At 69.9% G+C, this 24,860-nt stretch carries 20 protein-coding genes and 4 pseudogenes; 12 read left to right on the plus strand and 12 right to left on the minus strand.

Going from position 1 to position 24,860, the window contains the following annotated elements; genetic code table 11:
- Positions 1 to 19 precede the first annotated feature (19 nt).
- Positions 20 to 730, minus strand: coding sequence for a DUF4437 domain-containing protein (locus ACFWUZ_RS17640; protein WP_384373073.1), 711 nt, complete (start codon positions 728 to 730; stop codon positions 20 to 22).
- Positions 731 to 1,031: 301 nt separating this feature from the next.
- Here ACFWUZ_RS17640 and ACFWUZ_RS17645 point away from each other — a divergent pair, with 301 nt between their 5' ends.
- Complete coding sequence (locus tag ACFWUZ_RS17645) at positions 1,032 to 1,532, plus strand: hypothetical protein (RefSeq protein WP_384373075.1); 501 nt, start codon at positions 1,032 to 1,034, stop codon at positions 1,530 to 1,532.
- Between the two features lie 500 nt (positions 1,533 to 2,032).
- Here the strand turns inward: ACFWUZ_RS17645 and ACFWUZ_RS17650 are convergent.
- A pseudogene (locus tag ACFWUZ_RS17650) lies at positions 2,033 to 2,437 on the minus strand (MerR family transcriptional regulator).
- A 199-nt stretch (positions 2,438 to 2,636) separates the two neighbouring features.
- Between ACFWUZ_RS17650 and ACFWUZ_RS17655 the strand changes: the two are divergent.
- Positions 2,637 to 2,896: pseudogene (locus tag ACFWUZ_RS17655) on the plus strand (SulP family inorganic anion transporter); the annotation flags it as partial.
- 55 nt (positions 2,897 to 2,951) lie between these two features.
- Here ACFWUZ_RS17655 and ACFWUZ_RS17660 read toward each other — a convergent pair.
- On the minus strand, positions 2,952 to 4,856 hold the full coding sequence (locus tag ACFWUZ_RS17660; RefSeq protein ID WP_384373077.1) for a glycoside hydrolase family 15 protein: 1,905 nt from the start codon (positions 4,854 to 4,856) through the stop codon (positions 2,952 to 2,954).
- A 444-nt stretch (positions 4,857 to 5,300) separates the two neighbouring features.
- Between ACFWUZ_RS17660 and ACFWUZ_RS17665 the strand changes: the two genes are divergently transcribed.
- The 3 genes and pseudogenes from ACFWUZ_RS17665 to nhaA all read left to right on the plus strand — a co-directional run bounded on the left by ACFWUZ_RS17665 (position 5,301) and on the right by nhaA (position 8,263).
- Positions 5,301 to 5,498, plus strand: a complete 198-nt coding sequence (locus tag ACFWUZ_RS17665) for a hypothetical protein (protein ID WP_384373079.1) — start codon at positions 5,301 to 5,303, stop codon at positions 5,496 to 5,498.
- A gap of 271 nt (positions 5,499 to 5,769) precedes the next feature.
- Positions 5,770 to 6,703: pseudogene (locus ACFWUZ_RS17670) on the plus strand (alanine:cation symporter family protein); the annotation flags it as partial.
- A 249-nt stretch (positions 6,704 to 6,952) separates the two neighbouring features.
- The gene (gene nhaA / locus ACFWUZ_RS17675; protein WP_384373081.1) at positions 6,953 to 8,263 is read left to right on the plus strand and encodes a Na+/H+ antiporter NhaA; all 1,311 of its coding nucleotides are present in this window, start codon (positions 6,953 to 6,955) and stop codon (positions 8,261 to 8,263) included.
- A 17-nt stretch (positions 8,264 to 8,280) separates the two neighbouring features.
- Here nhaA and ACFWUZ_RS17680 read toward each other — a convergent pair.
- Together ACFWUZ_RS17680 and ACFWUZ_RS17685 are read right to left on the minus strand one after the other, a co-directional pair.
- Positions 8,281 to 8,442, minus strand: a pseudogene (locus tag ACFWUZ_RS17680) (PucR family transcriptional regulator); the annotation flags it as partial.
- 152 nt (positions 8,443 to 8,594) lie between these two features.
- Entirely contained in the window at positions 8,595 to 8,936 is a 342-nt protein-coding gene (locus tag ACFWUZ_RS17685; RefSeq protein ID WP_384373083.1) for a hypothetical protein, read from the minus strand.
- Between the two features lie 267 nt (positions 8,937 to 9,203).
- Here ACFWUZ_RS17685 and ACFWUZ_RS17690 point away from each other — a divergent pair, with 267 nt between their 5' ends.
- From ACFWUZ_RS17690 to ACFWUZ_RS17700, 3 genes are all read left to right on the plus strand, one after another.
- On the plus strand, positions 9,204 to 9,968 hold the full coding sequence (locus ACFWUZ_RS17690) for a hypothetical protein (protein ID WP_384373085.1): 765 nt from the start codon (positions 9,204 to 9,206) through the stop codon (positions 9,966 to 9,968).
- Complete coding sequence (locus tag ACFWUZ_RS17695) at positions 9,958 to 10,593, plus strand: Fic family protein (protein WP_384373087.1); 636 nt, start codon at positions 9,958 to 9,960, stop codon at positions 10,591 to 10,593. The genes ACFWUZ_RS17690 and ACFWUZ_RS17695 overlap by 11 nt, the downstream gene beginning before the upstream one ends.
- Before the next feature lie 391 nt (positions 10,594 to 10,984).
- Positions 10,985 to 12,265, plus strand: a complete 1,281-nt coding sequence (locus tag ACFWUZ_RS17700; RefSeq protein ID WP_384373089.1) for an MFS transporter — start codon at positions 10,985 to 10,987, stop codon at positions 12,263 to 12,265.
- Here ACFWUZ_RS17700 and ACFWUZ_RS17705 read toward each other — a convergent pair.
- The 5 genes from ACFWUZ_RS17705 to ACFWUZ_RS17725 all read right to left on the minus strand — a co-directional run bounded on the left by ACFWUZ_RS17705 (position 12,175) and on the right by ACFWUZ_RS17725 (position 16,977).
- Complete coding sequence (locus tag ACFWUZ_RS17705) at positions 12,175 to 12,594, minus strand: MFS transporter (RefSeq protein ID WP_384373091.1); 420 nt, start codon at positions 12,592 to 12,594, stop codon at positions 12,175 to 12,177. The two genes, ACFWUZ_RS17700 and ACFWUZ_RS17705, sit on opposite strands and share 91 nt — an antisense overlap.
- Before the next feature lie 276 nt (positions 12,595 to 12,870).
- Positions 12,871 to 14,244: an MFS transporter gene (locus ACFWUZ_RS17710; protein WP_384373093.1), complete on the minus strand. Its 1,374-nt coding sequence runs from the start codon at positions 14,242 to 14,244 to the stop codon at positions 12,871 to 12,873.
- 104 nt (positions 14,245 to 14,348) lie between these two features.
- Entirely contained in the window at positions 14,349 to 14,552 is a 204-nt protein-coding gene (locus tag ACFWUZ_RS17715) for a cold-shock protein (protein WP_030303412.1), read from the minus strand.
- A gap of 248 nt (positions 14,553 to 14,800) precedes the next feature.
- Positions 14,801 to 15,139, minus strand: a complete 339-nt coding sequence (locus ACFWUZ_RS17720) for a MerR family transcriptional regulator (RefSeq protein ID WP_384373095.1) — start codon at positions 15,137 to 15,139, stop codon at positions 14,801 to 14,803.
- A gap of 947 nt (positions 15,140 to 16,086) precedes the next feature.
- Positions 16,087 to 16,977 carry a DUF1206 domain-containing protein gene (locus tag ACFWUZ_RS17725; protein ID WP_384373097.1) on the minus strand — a complete coding sequence of 297 codons (891 nt, stop codon included), beginning with the start codon at positions 16,975 to 16,977 and terminating at the stop codon, positions 16,087 to 16,089.
- A 232-nt stretch (positions 16,978 to 17,209) separates the two neighbouring features.
- On the opposite strand from ACFWUZ_RS17725, the gene ACFWUZ_RS17730 reads away from it, so the two are divergent.
- The 4 genes from ACFWUZ_RS17730 (at position 17,210) to ACFWUZ_RS17745 (ending at position 22,235) form a co-directional block, all read left to right on the plus strand.
- Complete coding sequence (locus ACFWUZ_RS17730) at positions 17,210 to 17,398, plus strand: hypothetical protein (protein WP_384373099.1); 189 nt, start codon at positions 17,210 to 17,212, stop codon at positions 17,396 to 17,398.
- 1,794 nt (positions 17,399 to 19,192) lie between these two features.
- Positions 19,193 to 20,578: an ATP-binding protein gene (locus ACFWUZ_RS17735; RefSeq protein ID WP_384373101.1), complete on the plus strand. Its 1,386-nt coding sequence runs from the start codon at positions 19,193 to 19,195 to the stop codon at positions 20,576 to 20,578.
- 2 nt (positions 20,579 to 20,580) lie between these two features.
- Complete coding sequence (locus tag ACFWUZ_RS17740; protein ID WP_384373345.1) at positions 20,581 to 21,651, plus strand: tetratricopeptide repeat protein; 1,071 nt, start codon at positions 20,581 to 20,583, stop codon at positions 21,649 to 21,651.
- A gap of 449 nt (positions 21,652 to 22,100) precedes the next feature.
- The gene (locus ACFWUZ_RS17745; RefSeq protein WP_384373103.1) at positions 22,101 to 22,235 is read left to right on the plus strand and encodes a hypothetical protein; all 135 of its coding nucleotides are present in this window, start codon (positions 22,101 to 22,103) and stop codon (positions 22,233 to 22,235) included.
- 24 nt (positions 22,236 to 22,259) lie between these two features.
- Here the strand turns inward: ACFWUZ_RS17745 and ACFWUZ_RS17750 are convergent, their stop codons facing one another.
- Positions 22,260 to 22,955 (minus strand): RICIN domain-containing protein, encoded by a 696-nt coding sequence (locus ACFWUZ_RS17750; protein WP_384373105.1) that lies wholly within the window; start codon positions 22,953 to 22,955, stop codon positions 22,260 to 22,262.
- 566 nt (positions 22,956 to 23,521) lie between these two features.
- A complete protein-coding gene (locus ACFWUZ_RS17755; protein WP_384373107.1) occupies positions 23,522 to 24,859 on the minus strand; it encodes a protein kinase in 1,338 nt (445 codons plus the stop codon).
- Position 24,860: the final 1 nt, after the last annotated feature.

Genomic DNA, 24,860 nt, shown 5'->3' on the forward strand with positions numbered 1-24,860 from the left:
CCGCAGGCCGGCCGGCGTCCTATTGGTAGGAGGGCCTTTCCCGCGGGCCGACGCTGCGGGAGCGGACCGGTTCCACGAAGCGCGGCGGGACGCTGTGCGGGTGTTCCGGACCCCAGTTGCTGGCTCGGCCCTCCATGACGACGCGGGCGTCGGAGGTGTACCAGTCCACCAGATCGCTGTCGGAGCGCACGATCCAGGTGCATCCCGTCTCGGGGTCGGCGGTGAAGTCGCCGTGGCGGATGAGGGCGGGGCGCCAGAAGTACGTTCCGGGCCACATCTTCCCGTAGTTGTAGTCGAAGCCGCCTTCAAGGCAGTAGGCCTCTTCCGTACACGGGTGGTGGGCGAGCGGCTCCTCGCGCCAGCCGGGTTTGGCTTTGATCAGCCTGCTGTAGAAGCCGGTCTTCTCGTCGCGGTGCAGCATCTTGATGTAGAGGCCCGGAACCGGTGTTCCGCCGAGGTCGAAACGCATGGGACTGCCGTCGCGGACGTCGATCCAGGGCATGTCCGAGGTCTGCCGGACGATCAGTTTCTGGTCCGGGCGCAGACCCTCCCGGTCGGCGTCCGCGAGGTCGAAGCGCCAGTCGCCGTGCTCACGGAACAGCAGGATCTCCGTGCCGGATTCGGCGGTGACGGTGGGGGTGCGGACTCCGGCCGGAGCCATCCAGAAGCCCTCCGGGCCCAGAACGGTGTCCCCGACCGTCACCCGGCCGCAGAGGACGTACCACGGCACCGCTCGCGGCGGCCCCTGATCACTGCGGGCCACCCGGTCCGGTCGTCAGCCCCGTCGCCGTCCTGCAACAACCCTGGCTTCGGAACTCCACCACCGCACCGTCCTGCTGACTGCAACTACCTGTACTGCGGGTACTGCTGCCCGGCAGTTCGTCTCTGCCGGGCCCTGCAATCTCTCTGGCTACGGGAGAAACCGTAACCAGCCCACCGACGAATGTCTACTCTGGCCATCAGAGATTTCCACGCATCCGTGAACAGGTAATCGGTGCGTCAGCCGCTGCTGGCTGGGCAGACGAGGTTCCATGTCCGGAATCCACGCACGTCCTACGAGCGCCCTGTTCCGTTCCGCCGCCGACACCGAGACGGCACCAGCCGCCCATCGGGCAAAGCACGGGCGCCGGAGCGGGTTTGCCAGAAGGCTGCGGCGCAGGATCCTCGCATACCGGAGCATCGAATTCTGCTCCACCCACGTTCCCGGCGATACCGCAGGGCTGGAGGAGGACTGCCTGCTCCTGGTCCACGTACGCAAGGTCGTCGGCCAGATCCACTACCGCACCTGCACCACCTGCGGTGAAGGTGTGATCACCGGCATCGACATCGACGACCACCTCCTCTCCACAGGCATCGGCACCCGTGCCCTGTCCCACCTGCACTCCCGCCACCCCGGCATCACCTGGCGCACCACCCTCACACTGCGCACCACGCGGGATCTCCTGCGCCGCATGCGCATCCCCGTGGACACCGCCGACATCATGTGTGCTCATGCGGGCGCTCCGCAGGCCGCCGCGGTACAAGAAGCCTGAGGAACACTCCGGGCGGAGTGCGGGAGCGAGCGAGACGAAACGAGACGAGACGAGACGTCGGGGAGTATGCAGCCGTCGATGGCGGTTTCACGCCGCTTTGGCTCATCTGCATCCCGACATGCAGTGGCGGGTGTGAGCGAGAGTGGGCAGCAGCTGCTGGATGAGGTCCGCCGGGTGCTGGCGACCGCCGGATTCGCCGGATCCGATGGCGACACTGGGGGCCTGCTCCTGCCGCCCCGTCTGACGGACAGTGGGGCGGCGGAACCTTATGGCAAGGGGCGACAGCTCAGCGTGGCGGTACTCCCCCGGTGGCAGCGGATGATGTCACGGTCGGTGTGTCTCGCGCAGGAGCACGCTCGCTGTGAGTCTGGTGGCCGTCGACGGACGCGCTGGCGCCGACATAGACCGTGCTCGCGGCAGATATCACCGCGCACCTCGGCGGGCCCCGCGGGGCAGCGGTCGTCCACGGGGACGACTGCCTGCAGCCGATGTGCCGGCCTTCACGGTACGAGGTCGGAGGCGGTGAAGCGGCCGCGCGGTGCAGCGGCGAAGTCCTCGGCGCGGGCCAGTTGGATGCGCAGCCTGTCGACCTGATCGGTCGCCGCCTGTTCGTACTCACGTACGCGGTCCAGCCGTGCCCGACGCCCATCGGCATCGAGCACGTCGTCGCCGTCCAGGGGTCGGTGACCTCCAGGAGGTCGCGCATCTGGTCGAGGGTGAAGCAAGGGCTTCATCCGGCGGATGACCTTGAGCCGCTGCACGTCGGTCTCCGCGGAGATCCGGAAGCCGCGCTGTGAGCGGGCCGAGGCGACGACGAGGCCGGTCTCCTCGTAGTGGCGGATCGTCCGCAGCGACAGTTCCGTCCGTGCGGCGACCTCGCCGATCTGCATGTGCTTCGCGTCCACACCCGTGGTCCCGGCCCTTTCATCCTGGCGGGCCGCGCCGCCGCGCCGCAGGCCCACCTCGCCCCTCCTCCGTGCGGTCCGCCGTGGCGGGCCTTCCGCGGGGTGCCGGCCCGGCCCCTCTGCGTTCTCTCGCACGCCTTGGCCTGGCCGGGGGTGTGCCCGAGCACGACAGGTACTCATCTCCTTGTCTTCTTCCGTCGTGATTCCCGCCGCGCGGCTGCGCGTCCTGCGCCCCGACTGGCAGCGCCACCCGGAGGTCTGGCGCACCGAGGTGCTGGCCGGTCTGGTGGTCGCGCTCGCGCTGATCCCGGAGGCGATGTCGTTCTCGATCGCGCCGGTGTCGACCCGGCGGTCGGCCTCTTCACCCCGTTCACCATGGCCGCGGTCATCCTGATCGTCGGCGGCCGCCGCGCGATGATCTCCGCCGCCACCGGCGCCATCACCCTGGTGATCGCCCCCTCAACCGTGAGCTCCGTGAATCACATCCCGTCGCCGACACGCCGCGCGGCGCGATTCACCCGATCGTTGCCGCGTCAGGTCCCGGCCGATGATGTCCGGCATGCTCCGCTGATTCATGGTCGAACCAGGCCGCTGTGGTCAGCTCGGGCGGTACGCCTCCTTGTGTCCGCGCCAGTACCACGGCGCTGGATATGAGGCCGACGTGGCTGAGGCCTTGGGGAAAGTTGCCGAGGAAGGATCCGCTGCCGGGGTCGATCTGCTCGGGCAGCAGGCCCAGCGGCGAGGTGTACGAGCACAGCTGCTCGAACAGCTCGCCGGCCTCCTCGACGCGGCCTTGGCCGGCCAGGTTGTCCACCAGCCAGAAGCTGCACAGCAAGAACGCTCCCTCCGACTGATCCAGGCCATCGGGTGACTCCTCAGGCAGGTAGCGGTACAGCAGGCCGCTGCCCGCCCCCAGCTGGTCAGCGATCGCACGTGTGGTTGCGATCATTCGTGGATGGTCAGCGGGCAGGACCCTGCGCAGCGGCAGCGCCAGCAGCGAGGCATCCAGGCCCCCTCCCGGCGACATGTGCTCGGTGAGGGCGCCCGTCCGCTCGTCCCACGCGTCGGCGAGAATCCGATCCGTAAGGCTCCGGGCCTCCTCCGCCCATGTGTCGGCGTCCCCCGGCAGTTCGAGGCGCCGGGCGAGGCGTGCCGCCCGGTCGAGCGCCACCTGGCACATGGCCGCCGAGTAGGTGAAGGGGCGCTCGCTGGACCTCACCTCCCAGATGCCGCTGTCGGGGCGGCTCCACGCCGTACGTGCGCTGTCGGCCAGCCCCGCGAGGGTGTTCCACAGCCCGGGTTGGAACGTCCCTCCGGTGGCTGCCCACTGGAACGCGCAGTCGAGGATCTCCCCGTACACGTCGTGCTGCACCTGTTCGGCTGCCGCGTTGCCCCAGCGCACGGGTGCGGAGCCGCGGTAGCCCTCCAGATCGGCATCGATGGTCTCCGGCGGCGGGGGCATGCCGTCGAGGTCGTACAGGACGCGGGGACGGCCGTCGCGGTCGACTGCGGCGAGGGCCCAGGAAAGGAAACCGCCGGCCTCCATCGGCAACCCGATACGCCGCAGCGCGAATACGGTGTATGCGGCATCACGTATCCAGGCGTAGCGGTAGTCCCAGTTACGACTACCCCTGATGCGTTCGGGAAGGGAGCTGGTGGGTGCGGCGACGATCGCGCCGTTCTCGACGTTGTCGAGCAGCTTGAGCGTGATGGCTGAACGGCGGACCAGGTCCGCCCGTGGCGCGTCCGGCACCACCAACCGGGAGGACCACCGCCGCCATGCCCGCACCGTGTCGGTGATACGGCGATCGGCTCCCCCTCCCGGATTGGGCGCTGGCTCATCCCAGCTGAGCGACGTCCACCAGTCCTGTCCCGAGGACAGTGTCACGGTGTCTTCCAGTCCGGAAAGAGGCCTGGAGGACCGCAGGTGCAGCGTCAGTCGCTGCAAGGGGCAGTGCACCTCCCAGTGGTCGTCCATCCTCCGGACGCGGCCGCCGCCTCGTGGTCGGATACAGACGCGCAGGTCCACGTGCCCATGGGTGACCCGTGCGCGTCGTACGAATGCACCCGTTCCGGCCGCGGCGTCGTCTTCGAGGCGTGCTCCGGGGTGCAGCACGAACGCGTCGGTCACTTCCACGGTTCCGGCGTCCGTCTTCATCTCTGTGACCAGGACTCCGGTGCCGTCCAGGTAGTGCTGGCGGCCTGCGCGCACCCCTTCAGGGGCGACGGACAGCTGGCCCCCGTTGCGATGGTCGAGAAGAGGGCAGAAAGCAGGCGCGGAGTCGAAGCGAGGAACGCACATGAACCCGACCGAGCCGTCACGACCCACCAGGGCGCTGCCGCGACCGTCGCCCACCAATCCGTGGTCCTCGATCGGCAGGTATCCCTGTCGCTTCTCGATGGTCCGCCAGTCGCTCATACCGTGCCCGTACCCACCTGCGCGAGGCGCATGGGCGGGCGGTGCGGCCAACACGCGGAGCGCGCACCATCAGCCGCATCACAGCTGTTTCAAACCCACGGGCCGCCGACGAAGCGGTAACGTTCAAGTCGCAAACCTGGCATCAAGCAAAGACGTTATCTCTGCGTTACAGGGCTCTCCGAGCAGCCAATCATTCCGGCAATTGCCAGGCTGGTGGCGATCTGCTGGCGGCCCTGCCCGACCAGGGCTTCGTGCGGGCGGGTTTCTCGGGCGGGGCTCCGTACAGATTCAAGGGCGGGAACGAGCGGTGCCGGGGAAGCGCCCGTCCTGCACCAGGAGATCTTCTCGGCATCGGGCGTTTCCGAGCCACGCCCCACCCTGCCGGAGTTCGGCGCCCTGATCCCGGGGCTGCTGGCCGGCAGGTTCGACGTGGTGAGCGCGGGCATGGACATCAGTACAGCCCTGGCGGAGCGGTATTCCCGGGCGCCCCCTCGCGTGCAACTACGTGATGCGATGTACAAGGAGACCCCGTATCTCGCGGTGATCGCCATACCGGAGGTGGTCCACCGGGCGGAGGAGTTCTGCAGCGCCCCGTTCGTCTACCTCGAGGCACTGATGACGCTCGAACGGGTCACCGAATGAACCATCCACTTCGACGGCCGCGCCCTACTCCCCCATGCCGGCCGGCCCCGCGGACCTCTGGGCCCGGCCAGCGAGAAATACCTGGCCGCACCCGGGGGCGAATCGGCATGGCCTTCCAGCGATTCGGCCCTCTTCCCTGCCTCAAGGCGCTGGAGAACGTGATCGATGCCCCCGTGCACGTCCTGGGCCCGGGCAGACGAGGCCGCCGAGCGCGGCCGGGCACTGCTCGAAACGGTGGGCCTCGGCGACAAGCGCGACGCGCACCCGACCCGGCCTGCTGGGCATGGCGACCAAGTTCGTCGAGGTCACGCTCGGTGTGAAGTATCCCGAGGTACACGCCGACGGCACCGTCTCCGGCGGCCCCATGCACTACCTGCCCAAGGGCCTGGCCGAGCGCTTCGGCGCCCGCGGCAAGACCCTCGGCAAGGTCCTGGCGGTCCTCGCCTCCGCGATGATCCTCTTCTTCGGCCTCTCCGGCGGCAACCTCTTCCAGGTCAACCAGTCCTACGCGCAGCTGGTCTCCGTCACCGGCGGCGAGAGCGGCATGATGGGCTCCTCCGCCGGCGCCCTGTTCTTCGGCATCCTGATCGCCGCGATCGTAGGCACCGGTCTCGGCTCCGCGCCCCTCGCACACTCTGCGGTCAAGACCAAGCACCCTGCCAGCGAGCGCCTGGTCGCCCTGCTGGAGCCGTTCCTCGACACCGTCGTGATCTGCACCATGACCGCGCTGACGATCGTCATCGCCAACCCGGCCAGCTGGGCCGAGGCGCGTGCCGGGGAGTCGATCGGGGGCGTCACGATCACCTCCGACGCCTTCGGCACGGTCCTGCCCTGGCTCCCGTACATCCTCACCATCGCGGTGATGCTGTTCGCCACCATCTCCACCGTGCTGACCTGGGGCTACTACTGCATGAAGGCCCGGACGCACCTGTTCGGCCGCAGCAAGGCAAGCGAGCTGACCTTCAAGGTCTTCTACACCCTGTTCGCCGTCGCCGGCTCGCTCCTCACCCTGCAGACCCTGATCGACATGGCCGACGCGGTCCTGTTCATGCTCGCCGTCATCAACATCATCGATGTACCTGCTGGCCTCCGTGGTCATGCGGGAGCTCAACACCTTCCTCGACTTCGTCCGCCGCCGCGACGTCGGCCTGGACACCGAAGCGGATGAGGACGAAGACCAGGAGCCGGTGAAGACCACCGTCTGACCGTCCCCCGGCGGCCCGGTTCCCGAGCAGGCTCGTTCACACCTCGCGCCTTGGTGTGTACGAGCCCGCTTGTTTGCGTTTCAGCAGGTGAGGAGCGCTCTGGCGGTCTCCGGACATCTCCCATAGGGTGTAAACAACGCGTCAATGGGGCAGCTGAGCTGCCTGTGACGCGCGGTGTGCCGGGAAGTCTGGTCGGCGATGTAGGGGCTGTGTGCCCCTTTTCAGCCGACTCCCCGGAAGGCCCTCACCATGAGCGACCCACGCCCGCGCCCCCGCATCGTGTTCGGACTCATGCCCTGGCCCGAACGCCAGGCCATCGCCTCCGCCCTGCGCACCGAGACCGTGGGCGGACTGGTCCTCCTCGCCGCCGCCGTCATCGCACTGATCTGGGCCAACACCCCGTTCAGCAGCGTGTACGAGTCGATACGTGACTTCCACTTCGGGATACCCGCGCTCGGCCTGGACCTGTCCCTCGGGCACTGGACCGCCGACGGTCTCCTTGCGGTCTTCTTCCTCGTTGCCGGCATCGAACTCAAACGAGAACTCGTCGTCGGTGAACTGCGCACGCCCGCCACAGCCGCCCTGCCCGTGATCGCCGCCGTCTGCGGCATGGTGGTGCCGGCGAGCCTCTACGCGCTGACCGCGGGCCTCGGGGGCGGCAGCATGGACGGCTGGGCCGTCCCCATGGCCACCGACATCGCCTTCGCGCTCGCCGTCCTTGCCGTCATCTCCACCCACCTGCCGGCCGCCCTGCGGGCCTTCCTCCTCACCCTCGCCGTCGTCGACGACCTCGGCGCGATCCTGATCATCGCCGTCTTCTTCACCAGCGACCTGAACCTCTGGGCGCTCGGCGGAGCCTTCGCCGGCCTCGCCGTCTTCTACCTCCTCCAGCGCTACCGGGTCCGGGGCTGGTGGTGGTACGTACCGCTCGGCATCGCCATCTGGGCCCTCATGTACAACGGCGGCGTCCACGCCACCGTCGCCGGCGTCGCCATGGGCCTCATCCTGCGTACCACCCGCGACAAGGGGGAGGACTCGTCCCCCGCCGCCCGCGTCTCCCACCTCATGCACCCCTTCTCCGCGGGTGTCGCCGTTCCGCTCTTCGCCCTCTTCGCGGCGGGCGTCAGCATCTCCGGACCGGCACTGGCCGCCGTGTTCACCACTCCCGAGCCGCTCGGCGTCGTCATAGGACTCGTCGTCGGCAAGGTCCTGGGCATCTTCCTCGGGACCTACCTCGCCGCCCGATTCACCAAGGCCGAGCTCAACCCCGACCTTGCCTGGGCCGACGTCCTCGGTCTGTCCGTCCTGGCCGGGATCGGCTTCACCGTCGCCCTCCTCATCGGCGAACTCGCCTTCCCCGGCCAAGAGGTCGGCGAGCACGTCAAGGCCGCCGTCCTCATCGCCTCCCTCAGCGCCGCCGTCCTCGCGGCCGTACTGCTGCGGCGACGCAACACCCTCTACAAGCGCCTGTACGAAGAAGAGAACATCGACGCCGACGCTGACGGCATCCCCGACATCTACCAGCGCGAAGCGGAAACCACTCCCCGCGAGCATGGCTGACGAACGAGCCGCAGGACTCTCTGCGAAACCGGGTAGACCAGCAGGTCCGCTGCGTGCAGTACAGAACCGTCCAGCTCCATCCGCTCCGCGAGGTCGAGGGCGTTGAGCGCCTCCTCGTAGGAGTGGACGACTCCCCCGGCTCCGAGGTGGGAGCGGCCTATGGCGACCCGGCCGTCGTCGGCACGGATGTTCACGTCATCGTCCTCGTACACCAGCGCGAGCGCGGCGGCCCCCGCCACTCCCGCCGTGGCGAGCACGTCCTCGTCGGGTCCGCCGCCTCCACGACCCGTAGCTCCCGTGGGGACGGTTGCCGCTCCGCTGCCGATGCGCGTTACCTGGCTGCCGGCAACCGCCCGAACAGCCCGAGGCCCCGGCCCCCGCGGCGGCTCGCCGTGGGCTGGGAGTCACGGGCGCCCGGCACGACGAGCGTCACTCGCTCCCGGTACACGTCGCGGAGCTCCGCCGCCAGCCGGTGGGCAAGTCCGTCATCGCCGCAGACGACCATCCGGCCTGGGACGTCGGGTAGTTGGTCGTAGAGCCAGTCAGAAGCTGCCGGGATGGTCCGGACCCAGGTCAGCTCGCCCACGGACGGTGTGGCGAGGCCGTCGAGGGTCAGCCGGCAGACCAGGGCCGTGCCCGGTGCATCGACCAGTTTGGCGCCCGTGCTCAGCACGGCGCAGACGACGGACAGGGCCAGGAGATCGATCGCGGGGGCGCCTTGACGCGCGCCACTGCGTCGAGGGAGTCCACCGGCGCGGCAGTCGCCGCCCCCGCCAACACATCGAACCGTCCGACCCGAACGCGTGCCACATCAGCCTTCAAGGGTTACGGGCTCTCCTTCCCGCGAAAGGACAGCAGAGTGCCGCCACCTCGCGCGGAGCAGATGGCCTGGCAGCGCCGCTCTGTGCGCCATGACAGAAGGGCGACGGCGGAAACTTGTGTGACAAAGCTGCGAGAAGTTGGCACGATCGCTGAGGTTTCCCTGCCCTGCCCTGCCCGCTTCTGGAGGAACGCCACGGCCCTCAATTACGAGCTCGCTCCGGCCCGGTTGCCGTGGTCTGCCGTCGATCCCCGCCTCACTGCCTTCGACTGGGACGACGAGGAGGGCTCTCACGTCGCCATAGTGATCGCCTCGATGGTTCCTCCTGCCGGTGCCGGGTGGGAAGAGAGACATCGCTTTACCACGGAGATCACGGCACTTCTGGTATCCCGGTACGGCCGGTGGTCCTGCGGATGGAACTGGGCGGTCGGCGAGGGCGGTGGTGGTGGCATCGTCACCAGCTGGTGCTGCGAATCCCATTCCATAGGTGAGCCGGCAGCGACGGCTGCCAAGGTGGTCGCGTCGCTCCTGGAGTGGCGCGACTGGCTGGAGGATCTGGCCGAGCGGTTCACACAGTTGGCGCCGCCCCGCGGGGCGGATGCCGAGGAGCGCAGCTGGCACCTGGAACGGGCAGCTACCCGATTGGTGACGGTGGTAGTAGACCGCACGGGTGCCGAATGCGGCTGGTACGGGCTCTGCCGCACGGTGCTCACGTGGTTCCTCTCTTCCACGGGCATGGGGCCGGAAAGTGCGCACGACGCGGTCGACACTGCGATTGGTGGACGGTTCAGGAGCTGGACGGAACCGTCGCGGGCCTTGGTCGACTCCGTAGGAGAGGATCTCGCCGTAGGCCTGACCGGAGAGCAGCCGTATCGTGACCGCTGACGCCTTGGCTGTCTGGTGCCATGTCAGGAAGCGGGTCGACTGGGTTTCGGCGGTCAGTGAGACGCCGGCTCCGGTCGAGGCGACCGTGGACGGCTTCGGCACCTGGTGCGATGCGGGAGGCCGTTCCTCGAATCCGGCTCGAGGCGACCGATTGCTCGCCGCCCTGACTCAATCGCGCGCGGACGCTTCCCGTAATCGACCCCTCACCTGCGTGCTTCTGACGGAATGGCAGCGGCTTGTCCTCGGCCGGCGCGAGGTGTCGTTCCGACAGGGCGACGCCTTCGCCAAACGGGGCCGTGAACGCTACGCACTTACGCCGCACACGCAGCGGGACTTCGAGCACTGTCTGCGCGACAGCGCCGACCCGAGAGTCCCTCTGGCCTCCCGTGCGGCCAGGGCCTACCTGGACGTGGCCTTCTTCCACCCCTTCCCGGATGGCAACGCCCGCCTTGCCATGCTCACGCTCGCCTACATCCTGGAGCTGGAAGGAGTTCGGCTTGATCAGGCCGGCCCCTTGCAGACCACGCGTTACGCGGACGACGCCGCCGGCGCGGCAGACCTGGCCGCCCTGGTCTCCGTCCTCATCCGCTCGACCCATCACCGGGCGACCAGAGCCCATCGCTGAGAGCGCAACCTCCCCTCGGTCGCCTTGACGGCCTGGCCGGGAGTTGAGCACGCATATCCGTACGCGGTTGAGCACGCTGACGTGTACGCCGACAGCGGGCCGCATGACGTCCAAGGTTCCGGCTTCAGCGCGGCAGGAACCCGCAGGGGTGAGCACCGGGATGCTGACATCCGAGATCGGGACCGACTCACGACTCCGGTTTCCTCATCGTCCGCGCCCGCCTGCCCAAGCGGCTCAGTTCGCGCTGGGCGTGACGTTTATGCCCAACGGTGAAGGCCACCTCGCGTGCCGATCCGTGGGGAAGGGTCGTGCGGTCGGTTCCGTCAATGTGTGGAGGTAGCCCGTGGGCCCGGACCTGAGCCGTGTGATGCGCTCTTCGCCATACTGGCCGGTGATCAGTCACACGACGCTGCGGCGGGTCCTCCCGGGGTTCGCCGTCTCGTCGCTGGGTGACGGCATGGCCGTGGTGGCGGTGAGCTGGCTGGCGATCGAGCTGGCGCCGGCCGCGGACCGCGGGGTCTGGGTGGCGCTGGCGGCGGCCGCCTACACCCTGTCGGGGGCGGTGGGCGCGCTGCTGCTCGGCCGCTTCCTGCGCCACCGCCCGCCCACCCAACTGGCTGGCTGGAACGCGGCGTTGCGGGCGGGAGCGCTGGGGGCCATCCCGGTGCTGCACGCCTTCGACGCACTCGGCATCGAGGGGTACGTCGCGCTGCTGGCGGTCTCCTCCGTGCTGCATTCCTGGGGTCAGGCGGGTGTCTACACGCTGATCGCCAGGGCACTGCCCGAGCGCAACCACCTGGCGGGCAACGCCGTGCTGTCGGGTGTGGGGTCGATCGCCACGGTGGTGGGGCCGCCGCTGGCCACGCTGCTGATCGTGTTCGGGGGCCCGGCGACAGTGCTGGCCGTGGACGCGACGACGTTCCTCGTCCTGGCGGTGACCTTCCTGGTCGCCGTCCCCGAAGACGCGGTCCCGGAGCCCGAGGACTACACGGCCTCGCGGTCGTCCGGTTTCGCAGTGATCCGGCGCAGCCCGGCGCTCTCCGGCCTCCTCGCCCTGAGCTTCGCGTTCTTCTTCCTCTTCGGCCCCGTGTACGTGGCGCTCCCGCTGCACGTGTCGGACGATCTGGGCGCCTCGGCCGGTGTGCTGGCAGCGTTCTACACGGCCTTCGGCATCGGCGCGGTACTGGGTTCGGTGCTCACCGGCTTCCTCAGCCGGTGGCGGTTGTGGCCCACGACGGTCGGCATCGTCATCGGCTTCGGTGCGCTGATGCTCCCCCTGGGCCTGAACGCCCCGACGGCCGTGTCGGTCGTCTGCTTCGGGGTAGCCGGGCTGCTCTGGCCGCCGTACTCATCGCTGTCGACCACCCTCTTCCAGCGCTCGACGCCCAGCGCGCTGCTGCCGCAGGCCCTGGCGGCGAGTTCCGCCGTCAGGGTGCTGTCGGTGCCCCTGGGCACCGCGCTCGGAGGACCGGTGGCGGCCGGCCTCGGCGCGGTCGGCGCGCTGCGCCTGTCCGGTGCGGGCATCGCGGTGGTGGGCCTGGTCGCCGCCTCCGCGCTGACTCTGCGGGCCGCACGGACGTGTCACGAGCCGACGGCGGGGACCGCGGAGCCGGCCCGCGCGGAGTCGGAGACGGGGACGGGCGCAGAGCAAGAAGCAGGGGCGCGGCCGTAGCCCCAGCGGGCGCAGAGCAGGGACGCCAGGGTGAAGACGGCGGTCCCGGCCAGGAAGATCCGCTTGCGGCCGTAGAGATCGCCGAGCCGGCCGCCGGTGATCAGGCCGAGGGCGAAGGTCAGGGCGTAGGCGGCGTGGATCCACTGGAGGGCGGCGGCGCCGGTGTCGGCGGCGATGGTGGGCAGGGCGGTGTAGACGACGGAGCCGTCGAGCGCGTTCATCAGCTCGGCGGTCAGGACGACGGCGAGGCTGACGGCCCGGGTACGGCCCGCGACGCGGACTGCGCCCTCCGGCGGGCTGCTGGTGGTCTGGCGGGTGTCGTGGGACACGAGGGGGAGTCCTGTTCCGGTGCGTTCGTGGATGCGGGCGGGCCAGGGCCGCCGCGTACGCCGACAGCGCACGGGAAGAGGTAGGGGCCCAGGCCGAAGCGGGGCCGTCCTTTCCGGCATGCCGGTACGGCACCGCGAGGGTGCTGTCCGTGTCGGAGGGGGTCGGCTACCGGGCCTGGCGATACGTCATCACCTCACATCGACTGCGGCGGAACGCTTCCGCCAAGGGGAAGGGGGGTGGGCCGGCGGCCCGCCCAGCAGGGGGGCCGCCGGCGGTCAGGCGGTGGCCTTGGGCGGCGCGGGGAGCCGGAACATGAGTGCCCACATCACCGCGAGGGCCGCGATGACGTACCAGACGCTGCCCGCGAAGGCCTGAGTGACGGTGGTGCCGTGGCTGCCCGCGGGGTCGTACTGGAAGAACACCACCGAAACCGTCGCGATACCGAGGGCGGTGCCGAGCTGCACGGCCGTGTTGAACAGTCCCGCCGCAGATCCTGCGTCCTGGTGGCCGACCTGGCTGAGGGTGAGGCCGGCGAGACCTGCGCCGACCATGCCGAAGCCGGCGCCGACGAGGATCATCGGGGCGACGGCGGCCACGAACGGCACTTCGGTCTGCTGGGCGGAGACCAGCAGCTGGTAACCGACGAGGGTGACGGCGATGAGTACGGCCCCGGCCTGCGGGACGCGCCGCAGGTGGCGGCCCGCCCGCTTGGAGGCGAGCATCGCTCCGGCCATGCCGCCGATGGAGATGGCGACGGACGCCGGGGCGAACTGGCCGGGCGTGAGGCCGAGGCCGGACTGCATGAACAGCACCCACGTCAGCAGGAACACACCGGAGACCAGCCCGAAGACCAGCTGCGCGGCGAGCCCGCCGGCGAATGCCTTGCTCTCGAAGAGGGACAGCGCCACCAGCGCGGAGCCGTCCTTGGCGGTCCTCGCCCGCTGCTGCGCCACGAACACGCCCAGCACGATCACACCCGCGGCGATCATGCCGAAGCTCCAGGCAGGCCAGTGCTTCTCGCCGCCCACGGTGAGCGGGTAGGCGATCAGCAGCAGACCTGCGGCGGAGAGCAGCATGCCCAGCAGGTCCAGGCGCAGGGCATGCTGCTCCCGGGGCTCCGGGATGAACCGGAGGGCGAAGAGCACGGTGGCCAGGCCGATGGGCAGGTTGATCAGGAAGATCGCCCGCCAGCCGAGACCTGCGATGTCGGCGGCGGTCAGGACGGCGCCCAGGACGGGTCCGAGGACGCCGCCCAGGGACATGATCATGCCGTACATGCCGAACGCCTTGGCCTGGGAGTCTCCCTGGAAGGTGACCGCGATGACGGCCATGACCTGCGGCACCATCGCCGCCGCTCCGGCCCCCTGCAGGGCCCGGGCGGCGACGAGGAACTCCGGGCCAGTCGCGATTCCGCACAGCAGCGATGCCAGCGTGAAGAGGGTGGTGCCGGCGATGAAGACCCGCTTGCGCCCGAAGAGGTCACCCAGGCGCCCGCCGGTGATCAGGGCGAGGGCGAAGGTGAGGGTGTAGGCGGCCGGGATCCACTGCACTGCGGCGCTGGTGGCGCCTGTGTCGGCCTGGATGGAGGGCAGTGCGGTGTGGACGATCGAGCCGTCGAGCGCGTTCATCAGCTCGGCGATCAGCACCACGACCAGCGTGATCGCCCGTGGCGCCGTCGCGTTGCCGTGGGCGGCCGCTCCGCACAGGGGCGCCCCCGGGGCGCTCGGGGCCCCGGGGGCAAAGCGGAAAGGGGTCAGGCCGGGGTGATGTTCTCGGCCTGGGGGCCCTTCTGGCCCTGGGTGACGTCGAACGTGACGACCTGGCCCTCCTGGAGTTCGCGGAAGCCCGAGGAGTTGATCGCGGAGTAGTGGGCGAAGACGTCCGGGCCGCCGCCGTCCTGGGCGATGAAGCCGAAGCCCTTTTCAGCGTTGAACCACTTCACAGTTCCCGTAGCCATGTCTCATGCCTTCCAGTCGATGAACGCCTCCCGCTCCATGCGGAAGGCGGAGGTGATCGTCCTGGTTCCTGCGGCACTGCACAGCAAAACGCCCCCACCAAGGCGTGGGCAAAAGGGACTTCCGAACCACGACAGCTGACGCAAACGCTACACGCCCCCAACGCCCCGTCACCAGAGGAAACGCCCCGGAGACCTGACGCCGAGGTGGGGTTCAGGGCCCGCCGGTGTCCGGCGGGCGCGGGACGGTCTCAGGCTGCTGCCGCCGGGGTCGCCGAACCAGCGGCAGAGCGGTGTCGGGCATTGATGCGCTGGGCTTCCTCGAGCTGGTTCTCGAGGATCACGATCCGGCAGGCGGCCTCGATCGGGGTGCCCTGATCAACGAGCTCCCGGGCGCGGGCGGCGATCCGCAGCTGGTAGCGGGAGTAACGCCGGTGACCACCCGCGGAGCGGAGCGGAGTGATCAGGCGCGCTTCGCCGATCGCGCGGAGAAAGCCCTGGGTGGTGCCGAGCATCTCGGCGGCCCGGCCCATGGTGTAGGCGGGGTAATCGTCATCGTCGAGACGGCTGAAGGAGTCGTCTGCTGTCACTGCACCTCTCTCACCGAGCGTACGGAGGGGCCCTGGTGCCTATGGCACCAGGGCCCCGAAGGAACTGCTACACCATCTGCCGGCCCTGGTACTGCGCCGGCCTTCTGTTTCCGCCCACCCGACCGGAATGCTGTCGAGGGTGCGGGGATCGCAGATGCGTGACCGGAGACCACCTCACTATCGATGTCCTGCGGTACCCGGACTCGCGTGGCGTCCGGGCGATCCTGATGGCGTCCAATCCCTCCGTTCTTCCCTCGGTGATCAACTGCTTACCAAACGGGATGCTGCGTACTGCTGGTATTGCTCTCCTGCTGGTGATGCGTACTGCTCCGTAGCCTGTGGTAGCGCCACGCTCCGGCAGCCAGCCCCGTCGCCCATCCTGCATCTGCTCTGGCTTAGAACCCCACTGCCGAACCTCCCGGTGCGCGCGCCCGCAGCCGACGCCTTCACCGAGGTGCTGCTCACTGACCTCACTGCTGGGTAATGCGAACTGCACTTGATACGGGTACTGCTACTGCGTTTACTGCGGTACTGCTCGCGGCGGCCCCTGATCACTGCGGGCCACCCGGTCCGGTCGTCAGCCCCGTCGCCGTCCTGCAACAACCCTGGCTTCGGAACTCCACCACCGCACCGTCATACGCACTGCAACTACGGGTACTGCTGCCCGACAGTTCGTCTCTGCCGGGCCCTGCGGTCCTTCTGGGTTACGAGAGAAACCATAACCACACCACCACCCAATGTCTACTTCAGCCGACATAGATTTTCGTGCGCCCAGTAGTGAGGTAATCGACCTCGCGCAGCGACACCGGCAGGGTGCAGGCGGTCATCGTCGGCCGCCCTGCCCCACGAGTACAGCCTTACGACCACCCACCCGCAGCTCGCTGCACCGGCTCCCGCCGCACGGGGCGGCCGGCTGCGTACGGGCAGGGGCGGCGGGAGCAGGACGGTCAGCCGGCATCGCGTCTGATCGGCTGCTCTGCCGAGGCGTCGTGTTCAGGGGCTTTACGCCAGCGGGCCTCGCAGAACGAGTAGAGGCCGAACAGCAGAAGCCCCACCGCCGCGGCGATCAGCAGCACCGGACCCGCCGGCGTATCGGCGAACGAACGCAACGTCTCGTCCAAGCCCTTTGCCTCGCTGGCGTCGAAGCGCACCGCGGCCAGGAGAACGAACAGGCCGGTCGCCACCGCGACCACTCCGCACGCCACGCCGCCGATGATGCCCAGCGCCGCGACGACGCGCCGCGACGTCCGGCTCATCCGGTCCGTACGGAGGTTCTTCTCGAACTTGCGCATCAGGCTGCGCACCACGATGACCACGCCCACGACGGCCAGCACGGCCCCGAACACGCCCACGAGTACCCGGCCATAGGGCCATTCCAGCACGCGCGCGGTGTAGTCCTTCGACGCCTGGTCACCGGCGCGGGTTCCGCCGGACCCGCCGACCAGCGCGGTCTGCACCACGCCGACACAGATCACCAGGTAGAAGACGGCCAGCCCCAGGGATCCCAAACGCCGGGTCCACTTGTCACCGCCTTCCGTCGCCTGCCCGAAGGCGGCCTCGGAAAGGCGCCACAGCGCCATCGCCGCCAGCCCCACCACCAGCGCCCACAGCAGCACCTGGCCGAAGGGCTGCTCGCCGATGGTCCGCACCGCCCCCGACCGGTCGGCCTCCTTGCCACTGCCGCCGCCGAAACCGATCCGCACGGCGAGGAGACCCACCAGAACGTAGATCACTCCCCGCGCACAGAGCCCGACCCGGGACGCAACCTCCATGGCGCGGCTGTCGGCCACACGCTGCCCCGGCGTCTTGCCCTGGGCGGCATCCTTCTCGGTCGCCATACCCGACACCTCCCCGTGCGCGGACGCCATGGCATCCAGTCACAGCCCCTACCCCCACCATGGCACCAAGCAGCGCACCCGACCAGCGCAGTCCTCCGCTTCCAGAGAAGGCGGAAGGTCATGGCATATGGGTGAACTCCGCTCGGGCAGTGCACGCGGTCCTGGCCATCGCCGTCGTTGCCGGCCCCCGTCTGTTCCGAGCCCTTATCGATCTCAGCCTCGGACTCAGCGCATGGGGCTGGGTTGCCGGACTCGCCAGGCCAGCATCCTCGTCAGCACCACCTACGGGTGGCTCATCGCCTCTTCCGACACCCACGGCTTCACCTGCCGGCTGTTCCCCACCATGATCGTCGTCTGCAACCTCGGCGCCTTCTGCGTGACTCCCTACGCCCTCGTCCGCGGCACCATCGGGTGCGGCTGACCTGTCGCGTACTTGCACCCTTCCGCGCGGCCGGCGATCCCTGGACACGGCGGGACGTTCCCCCGATGTTTCCTCCCTTGTGTGCCCAGCTCCAGGCCGACAGACCGGCTCCCGGAGCCGTCCCACGCGTCCGGGACCGGCAAGCGGGCTCACTATCGGCCTCGGCAGAGTCCCGCTCCTCGGGGCCGGCGCCTCGCCATTCCACGATCGGGCCCGATGAGGACGTGGCCGGCCTGCTGTCCGGGCGGTCGCGGGAAGAATGCGAAGCTGCGCGTACCGGACTGCGGCGGGCCGCGGTAGAGCAGGCAGCTGGGTCGGAAGTGCTTCCGTCCGCGCACCACGTCTCCGAGCGCGTACGGCGCGGACGCGGGCCCGGACTGCGCTCCGTTCGGTCGGTGTAGACGCCGATGCAGTCGATCCCGAGCCCGCGGCCGACCAGGGCGGCCTGGGGATGAAGCAGAGGATGGGCGAGCAGGGCATCGGCCCCGCTACCCGCGACCTGCAGGAGGTGCTCTGCCGCGATGGCGGCCATCTCCTGTGAGTTCTTCGTCCGGGCGCCCCGTGAGGTGAACGACCCGATCGCCGCTTCATGACGGTCAAAGGGCATGGCACGGACCCCGAGCCCCAGAGTTCGAAAGACGGACGCGTAACGGTTGGAGGTCACCACCACGACGTCGTGCCCCGCTCTCACCAGGCCGGAGGCGAGGCCTGTGTAGGGGGCGATGTCACCAGCCGTACCCCACGTTGCGGGACGCTCACAGGGGCCACCGGGTCGCAGTCCATGGCTTGAACCTTTCGTTGACGGGGTGGGGAGGGAGCAAGCCCAGCAGCGCAGGAAACCCTCCTCCCCCGCAGCAGTAGGAGGCGGAGCGACAGTGAGCGGCGCAAGGGCGGTGATCACACCTCGGACAGGCTGCTTCGGACCCGACGTCAACTGATCCGGCGCAGAAGGGCACCCGATCATCTCGGCGGATCGATGCGACCCTCCGGGTACATCCTCCAGGACGGGCCAGGTCCTGCCGCCTGTCCCGACCGGCCCGGTCGTCACTCGAAAGCGCCGACCCGTGGCAGCACACCAGCCAGTGCGCGCCAGTCGTCCACACCGGTACAACGGAACTCCCGTCCGGGCGTTACGCATCCTGCGGTGAAGCGTGTACGTCGGCTGAGCGAGGCGCACGCGAGGGGCACCCACGGCCCGGGCACAGTGCTCGTTGTTGCAGAGCGCGCCGCGATCAACATGGACTGGGCACGGTACGGAGCCGCCCCGGACGCCCCTCGAAGACGTGCAGGTTTCCACCGTCACCGGGATGTCCGCCCCTGCGGAAGGCGCAGTCTGGGCTACGGGCCTGCGCGAGAAGGCACGGGAGCTGGAACGGCGCCTACCCCGCTGACCAGAGCAGCCGCGTCCAAAGGAACCGATCGCAATCCCTCACGGCTGCAGCCCGTCATGAGAAGCACACGGCGGAGATGTCTTCCTCTGCACCCGTGCCGCGGTCGTCGCCGCCGGCCGCGGCGAATTCGACAGCGGCCTCCAGGCACCCGCGGCCTTCACTCCTTACGCCACCGACCTCATCTGGGACCGCGACACACGCTGCTCCCACGAGTCGTGCTCGAACACCGAGGGCCGGGCTGGTTGAACGGCACGGCCCGCAGATGGTGACGAACTCCAGCGCCGTTGATCGTCCTCACGGAGTGTGGGCCAGAACCTGGCTCTCACCTACGCAGCCCCCTTGGTGATCCACCACACACCACCCCGCCTGGACTCCCGTCGGCGGTCCCGCGTAAACATGGATCATGCCGGAAGAGTCTCCCGCCCCCGAATCCCCGCTGATACACAGCCTGCGCACAGCCGTGGCCGCCGCCCCCGGGGATGTCCCTCTGCGGCTGCACCTCGCGGAGTTGCTGCTTTCCGCGGGTCTGCACGACGCTGCAGTGACGGAGGTCGCAACAGCCTTGCAGCATGCTCCGGGGGACGGAGCGGCGCGGGAGTTGATGGTGCGGGCGATGGGGATGCCGGCAGCCCCCACGCCCGCGGCCCGGAACACGTCCACGGTCGCTGATCCTGTGTCGTCCCCCGAGCCGGCCGCGTCCGCCGAGCCGGCCGCGTCCCCCGAGCCGGCCACGTCCGCCGAATCGGCGGCGCCGGCGGATCCGGTAGGCGCCCCCGATGAGTCGTCCCGCCCTGCCCGGTTCGACTGGCGGGCGGCCGAGCAGGAGGTCGACGGCATCGTCGAGCCCCGCTTCGTCGAGCCCCCGCTCAGCGCCAGCGGCAGCGGCGACCCCGGGGACGCCGCTGCCTGGGAGGTGTCCGCTCCCGGCGTCGTGCGGCTCGCCGACGTCGGCGGCATGCAGGAGGTCAAGGACCGCCTCGAAGCCGCGTTTCTCGCGCCGATGCGCAACCCCGAACTGCGCAAGCTGTACGGCAAGAGCCTGCGCGGCGGGCTCCTGCTCTACGGTCCGCCCGGCTGCGGCAAGACCTTCATCGCCCGTGCCGTCGCCGGCGAGCTCGGCGCGAGCTTCCTGTCCGTGTCCGTCAACGACGTCCTCGACATGTGGATGGGCAACTCCGAACGCAACATGCACGAGATCTTCGAGACCGCCCGCCGTCAGGCGCCCTGTGTCGTCTTCCTCGACGAACTGGACGCGCTCGGCGCCAAGCGCAGCCGTACGCAGCACAGCGGCATGCGCAACACCGTCAACCAGCTCCTCACCGAGCTCGACGGCATTCACTCCGCCGCGAATGAAGGCGTGTTCGTCCTCGCCGCCACCAATGTCCCCTGGGACGTGGACATCGCGCTCCGGCGTCCGGGACGGCTCGACCGCACTCTGCTCGTCCTGCCGCCCGACGCCACCGCCCGCGAGGCGATCCTCCGCTACCACCTGCGCGAGCGTCCCATCGAGGCAGTCGATCTGGGACGTCTCGTCAAGGCGACGGACGGCCTCTCGGGTGCGGACCTGGCCCATGTCTGCGAGTCGGCGGCCGAGAGCGCGCTGCTCGACTCGGTACGCACCGGCCTGATCCGCATGATCGGAACGAAGGACCTGCTCGAGGCTGCGAAGTCGGTGGTCCCGTCGACCGAACCGTGGTTCGCGGCGGCGCGGAACGTGGCGATGTTCGCCAACGAGGGCGGTATGTACGACGACCTGGTGACGTACCTGAAGAAGAGGCGGAAGCTGTGAGCATGAATCCGGTGGTGGCGCGCGCCGGTGCGCTGCAGGCGGCAGACCGGTTCGAGGAGTCCAAGGCCGTGCTGGCCCCCCACCTCGCCGAGGAGCCGGACGACGAGTGGGCCTGGCAGCTGCTCGCCGTCGCCCACGAGAGACTCGGCGAGTACGAGCTCGCGGAGCGGGCAGCCACCGAGATGCTCCGGATCTCGCCCGGGCACGTCGGCGCGCTCATTCTGCTGTCCCGGGTGCTGCTCCGCCTGGGCAGGCCGTCCGAGGCTCGGGCCGCGGCAGAGGAGGCCATCCGCAGAGCGCCCGACAAGTGGTCCTCGCATCTCGCGCTGTCCGGCGTCCTCGTCGCCTATGCGACGGCCCCGCCTGCCGATCACGAGCGAGCGTACGAGGCGGCCCACGAGGCGGTACGCCTCGCCCCGCAGGAGCCCGACGCCTACCAGGCCCTGTGCTTCGCGGCCGTACGCACGCAGCGACAGGACGTCGCGAAGCGGGCCCTGGTCGAATGGCTGCGCCTCGACCCGTCCAACGAGACAGCACAGGCCATGCACACCGACGCGATGGCCGACACCCCGGACGTCACGGCCGCCCGGGCCGCGGAGATGTACTCCGCAGGCCTGGCCGGCGCACCCCAGTCCCCGCTGCTGCGCAGCGGCCTCGACCATGCCACGTACCGCCTGCTGCGGGGAACACGCTGGCTCGCGCTCGTCTGCCTGGCAGCTGCGGGAGTGATGATCGACCTCTTCGCCACGGCCAAGGACCCGATCTTGCGGGAGCTGCCCGTACCGCTCGGCAACCGCATCTGGGTGCTGATGGTCATGGCCGCGATCTGGGGCTTCGGCGCACTGTTGCGCTACCACCGGCTGCGTACCGGAGTGCAGCTCAACATCCGCTCCCTCGTACGCCGTGGCCGCTGGGCCCGGATCGTGCTGGGACAGGCTGCGTGGACCATGCTCTGCGCACTGCTGATATCCCAGATTCCGTGGACCGATCGGAGTGTGCCCGAGGTCCTCTTCTGGGCCGGCTTGGTGGTGCCGCTTTCGACCATGGCGTACGACCGCAGGAGGACCGGGTGACCGGATGATCCGCAGCAGTCGTCGGGCCTCGGCGTCTAGGTCTCACAGCGGCCGGCCCCCCGCGTAGCCACCGACAGCCGGCCGATCGACGTGCCCCGGTGCGGGCTCATCGTGGAGGCGGAAGAGGAGAGGGAAGGGCTGGAGGCGGAAGTTTCCGCTCCACCAGCCTCTGCCTCGCCCCGGCCGCCGGTTGGTTCAGCGCCAGCCACCGTGGCGAGGGTCCGGGTACTCGCCGAACGGGGGTCATGTACGGGCCGCGCCGAACGCCCAGGGCGACCGTGCCGTCGGGTACATCGACCACCCCGACAGCTTCGTCGAGTTCGACGTCTTCGCCGCTTCCGCCGGGGACCACACCCTCTCCGTGCACTTCGGCAACGGCTCCCTGGACCACACGGGCGCCCGGGTGGCCTCCTCGCACCTGCTCTCGGTCAACGGCAGCGCCGGGCGCCGTGCACTACCCGCACACCGGGTGGGACACCTGGCGCACCGCGCGGGCGCCGCTCACCCTGAGGGAGGGCTGGAACACCGTCCGGCTGGGCAAGGGCGAGTGGTACGCCGAACTGGACAGCGTGGATGTCGCCTGACACCACCGGCACGGTCGGGCGGCGTCAGCCCCACCTCTGGTGATCCGTACGGGCGCAGGGCAGGGCCCGCAGGCCGGCCTCGGCGCTGTCGTCGAGGCGGGCGCCCGTGGCCTTGCTGCGGACCTCGACCGACTCGTCGGGCCAGGGAGTGACCGCCCACTTCTGGGACGGGGCGGCGGTACGGGCCGCCGTGGCCAGGCCGTCCGGGCCATGGGCAAGGCAGGCGCCGGTGGCGTGGTTGCGCAGCCGGAGGGCGCCGTCCGGCTGCCGGTGCAGGGTCCACCGCTGGTAGCTCATGCCGTTGCAGGGGTAGGTGCGCAGTCGTTTGTCGACGCTGTGGTCCAGGCAGGCGCCGGTCCGGCGGCTGACGACGATGCGCACGGTGTCGGCCGGCCCCGGCCCGCCCGTCGCGGGCTCCCCTGCGTCGGGTGCCGTTCCTGCTGCTCTTTCGGCTGCGGACCTGCCCTGGGTGGTGAGGGCGCCGTCCGCCCGCGCTCCGGGCGCTGACGGCATGAGGAACCAGGTGAGCACCGCGCCCAGCGCAGCCCTGGCCAGGGCGCCGGCGAGGGTGCACGCGCGGCGGCCGCCCGGCAGCGGCCACACCCTGCGCCGCGGCGCGGGGGCCCGGGGAACCGCGCTGTCGGCCGCCCCCGCGGGTGCCGCGGCGGGTGCAGCGACCTCGGCGGCCTCGGCCACTTCCTCCTCGGCGACCTCGGCCACGTCCTCTGGCTGATGCGCCTACCGCAGGCGGCCGGGGCTCGTTGCGCTCGGCGGCCTCCCACAGCGCGCGGTACTCCGCAGCATCGGCGCCCAGCGCCCGGCACAGGTCCCGGAGACGGTCCAGGGCGGAACGGTCTGCCCGCGGAAGTAGCGCGACAGCGACGAGTCGCTGATGGGCATCCGGTTCTCCAGGATCGCGCAGTGTGCAACCGGATCGCTGTTGGAGGGCACGCAGCGCGGCGCCCATTCGGCGGGCGTCCGTGGTGTGCCGGTCCGTGCCGTCGAGGTAGCTCATTCCCTGCCCTCTCCCCAGAAGGCCGCTGAGGTGTCCCATGCGGCGCGGCCTGTTCCGGGACGCGCCCGTCCCAGGGGTCTCGCTCGCCGGGGCGCGGCTCGTACAGGGCCGGGCGGCCGACGCCGAACTGCCCGATCTCCGTCATCAGCGCGGCACCGGTCTGGATCTCATCCGCCGTCCAGCGGGCGGGACACGGCAGCGGGTGGTGGGGGCAGTGCTCGGGAGCGCCAAGCACTGCTTCAGCGCGGGTGCTCTCTCGAGCAGTGTTGGTTCACCGTCCCTTGTCCTTCTTTGCCTTGTCCTGCCCAGGGTTATCCTTCGTCTTCGGAGCCCCCGGCGCCCTCGCCGGCCGTTCTGTGACCGGTCGCGCGGAAGATGGGCCGGTTGAGCTGGTCGGCGCGTCGGGTTCTGGTGGAGTGGAGGGCGCCGCGGCCGGCGGCTGCGGGGTTGATGCCGAGGCGGATGGCTCGGGCGCCGCGGATCGTGACTCCGGCGGGGCTGCCTCCTCGCTGTTCGTCGGGGCCGACGGCTGCTGATGCGAGGGAGCGGTGGCGGGTGGGTTCTTGTCTGCGGGGATGCCGCCGATCAGCAGCGCGCAGATGCCCGCGACGCTCGCGGACGCAAGGCCCCACCAAACCGGACGGTTACGCCGGACATCCCCCTTCTGTGTAGGTTCGGGCGTTCGTGCGGCGTCAGCGGTGGGGGGCGGGGGAAGGGAGCGGTGTGTGGAGGTCTCATCAAGGGCTGCGCTGACTGCGGTGCGGGGTCGCGGTGCTCGTGCGAGGTCCTGCAGGCGGTGGTGAACGGCGGCGGCGTCGGGGCGTGCCTGGGGGGCCTGGTCGGTCATCGCGGTCAACAGGCGGGCGAGGCCCTCCGGCAGTCCTTCGGGTATGCGGGGCCGACGCATGAGGTGGGCGGTGCCGATCTCCACGGGGGTTCCCCGGTATTCGCGGTGTCCGGTGAGCGCCTCTAGAAGGGTCACCCCCAGGGCATAGATGTCGCTGGCCGTACTCGCCCCTTGGCCCAGGAACTGTTCCGGGGCCATGTAGGCGAGCGTGCCGACGAGGGTGTCGGGGGCGCTGTGGGATTGGTCGTGGATGGTCCTTGAGAGCCCGAAGTCGGCCAGGTGCGGCGAGCCCTCCTCCCCCAGGAGGATGTTGGAAGGTTTCACGTCGTGGTGGATGACGCCGTGGGCGTGCACGTGGTCGAGGGCTGAGGAGATGTCGGCGCCGATCCGCGTGACCTGGACCGGGCCCAGGGGGCCTGCGTCCATCCGGGTGCGCAACGTGACGCCGCGGATCAACTCCGTGACCATGAAGGCACCGTGGCCGTGCCGGCCGGCGTCATAGACGGTGACGAGGGCGGGATGGGACAGGCGGGCCAGCGTACGGGCCTCGTCGCAGAAGCGGTCGGCCGTGACTGTATCCGCGCCCGGGCGGAACACCTTGACGGCCACTTCACGGCCTAGCACCTGATCGACACCGCAGAATACGTCCGCCGTACCGCCGGAACCTATGGGACCCCGGAGCTGGTAGCGCCCGCCCACGAGGACGTCGTATTCGTCGCGTTCAGGCAGTGCTCCGTGCTTTGGGACGGACCGGGCCGGCATG

Origin of the sequence: Streptomyces sp. NPDC058646 (genome assembly GCF_042716875.1) — a bacterium.
Lineage (GTDB): Bacteria > Actinomycetota > Actinomycetes > Streptomycetales > Streptomycetaceae > Streptomyces.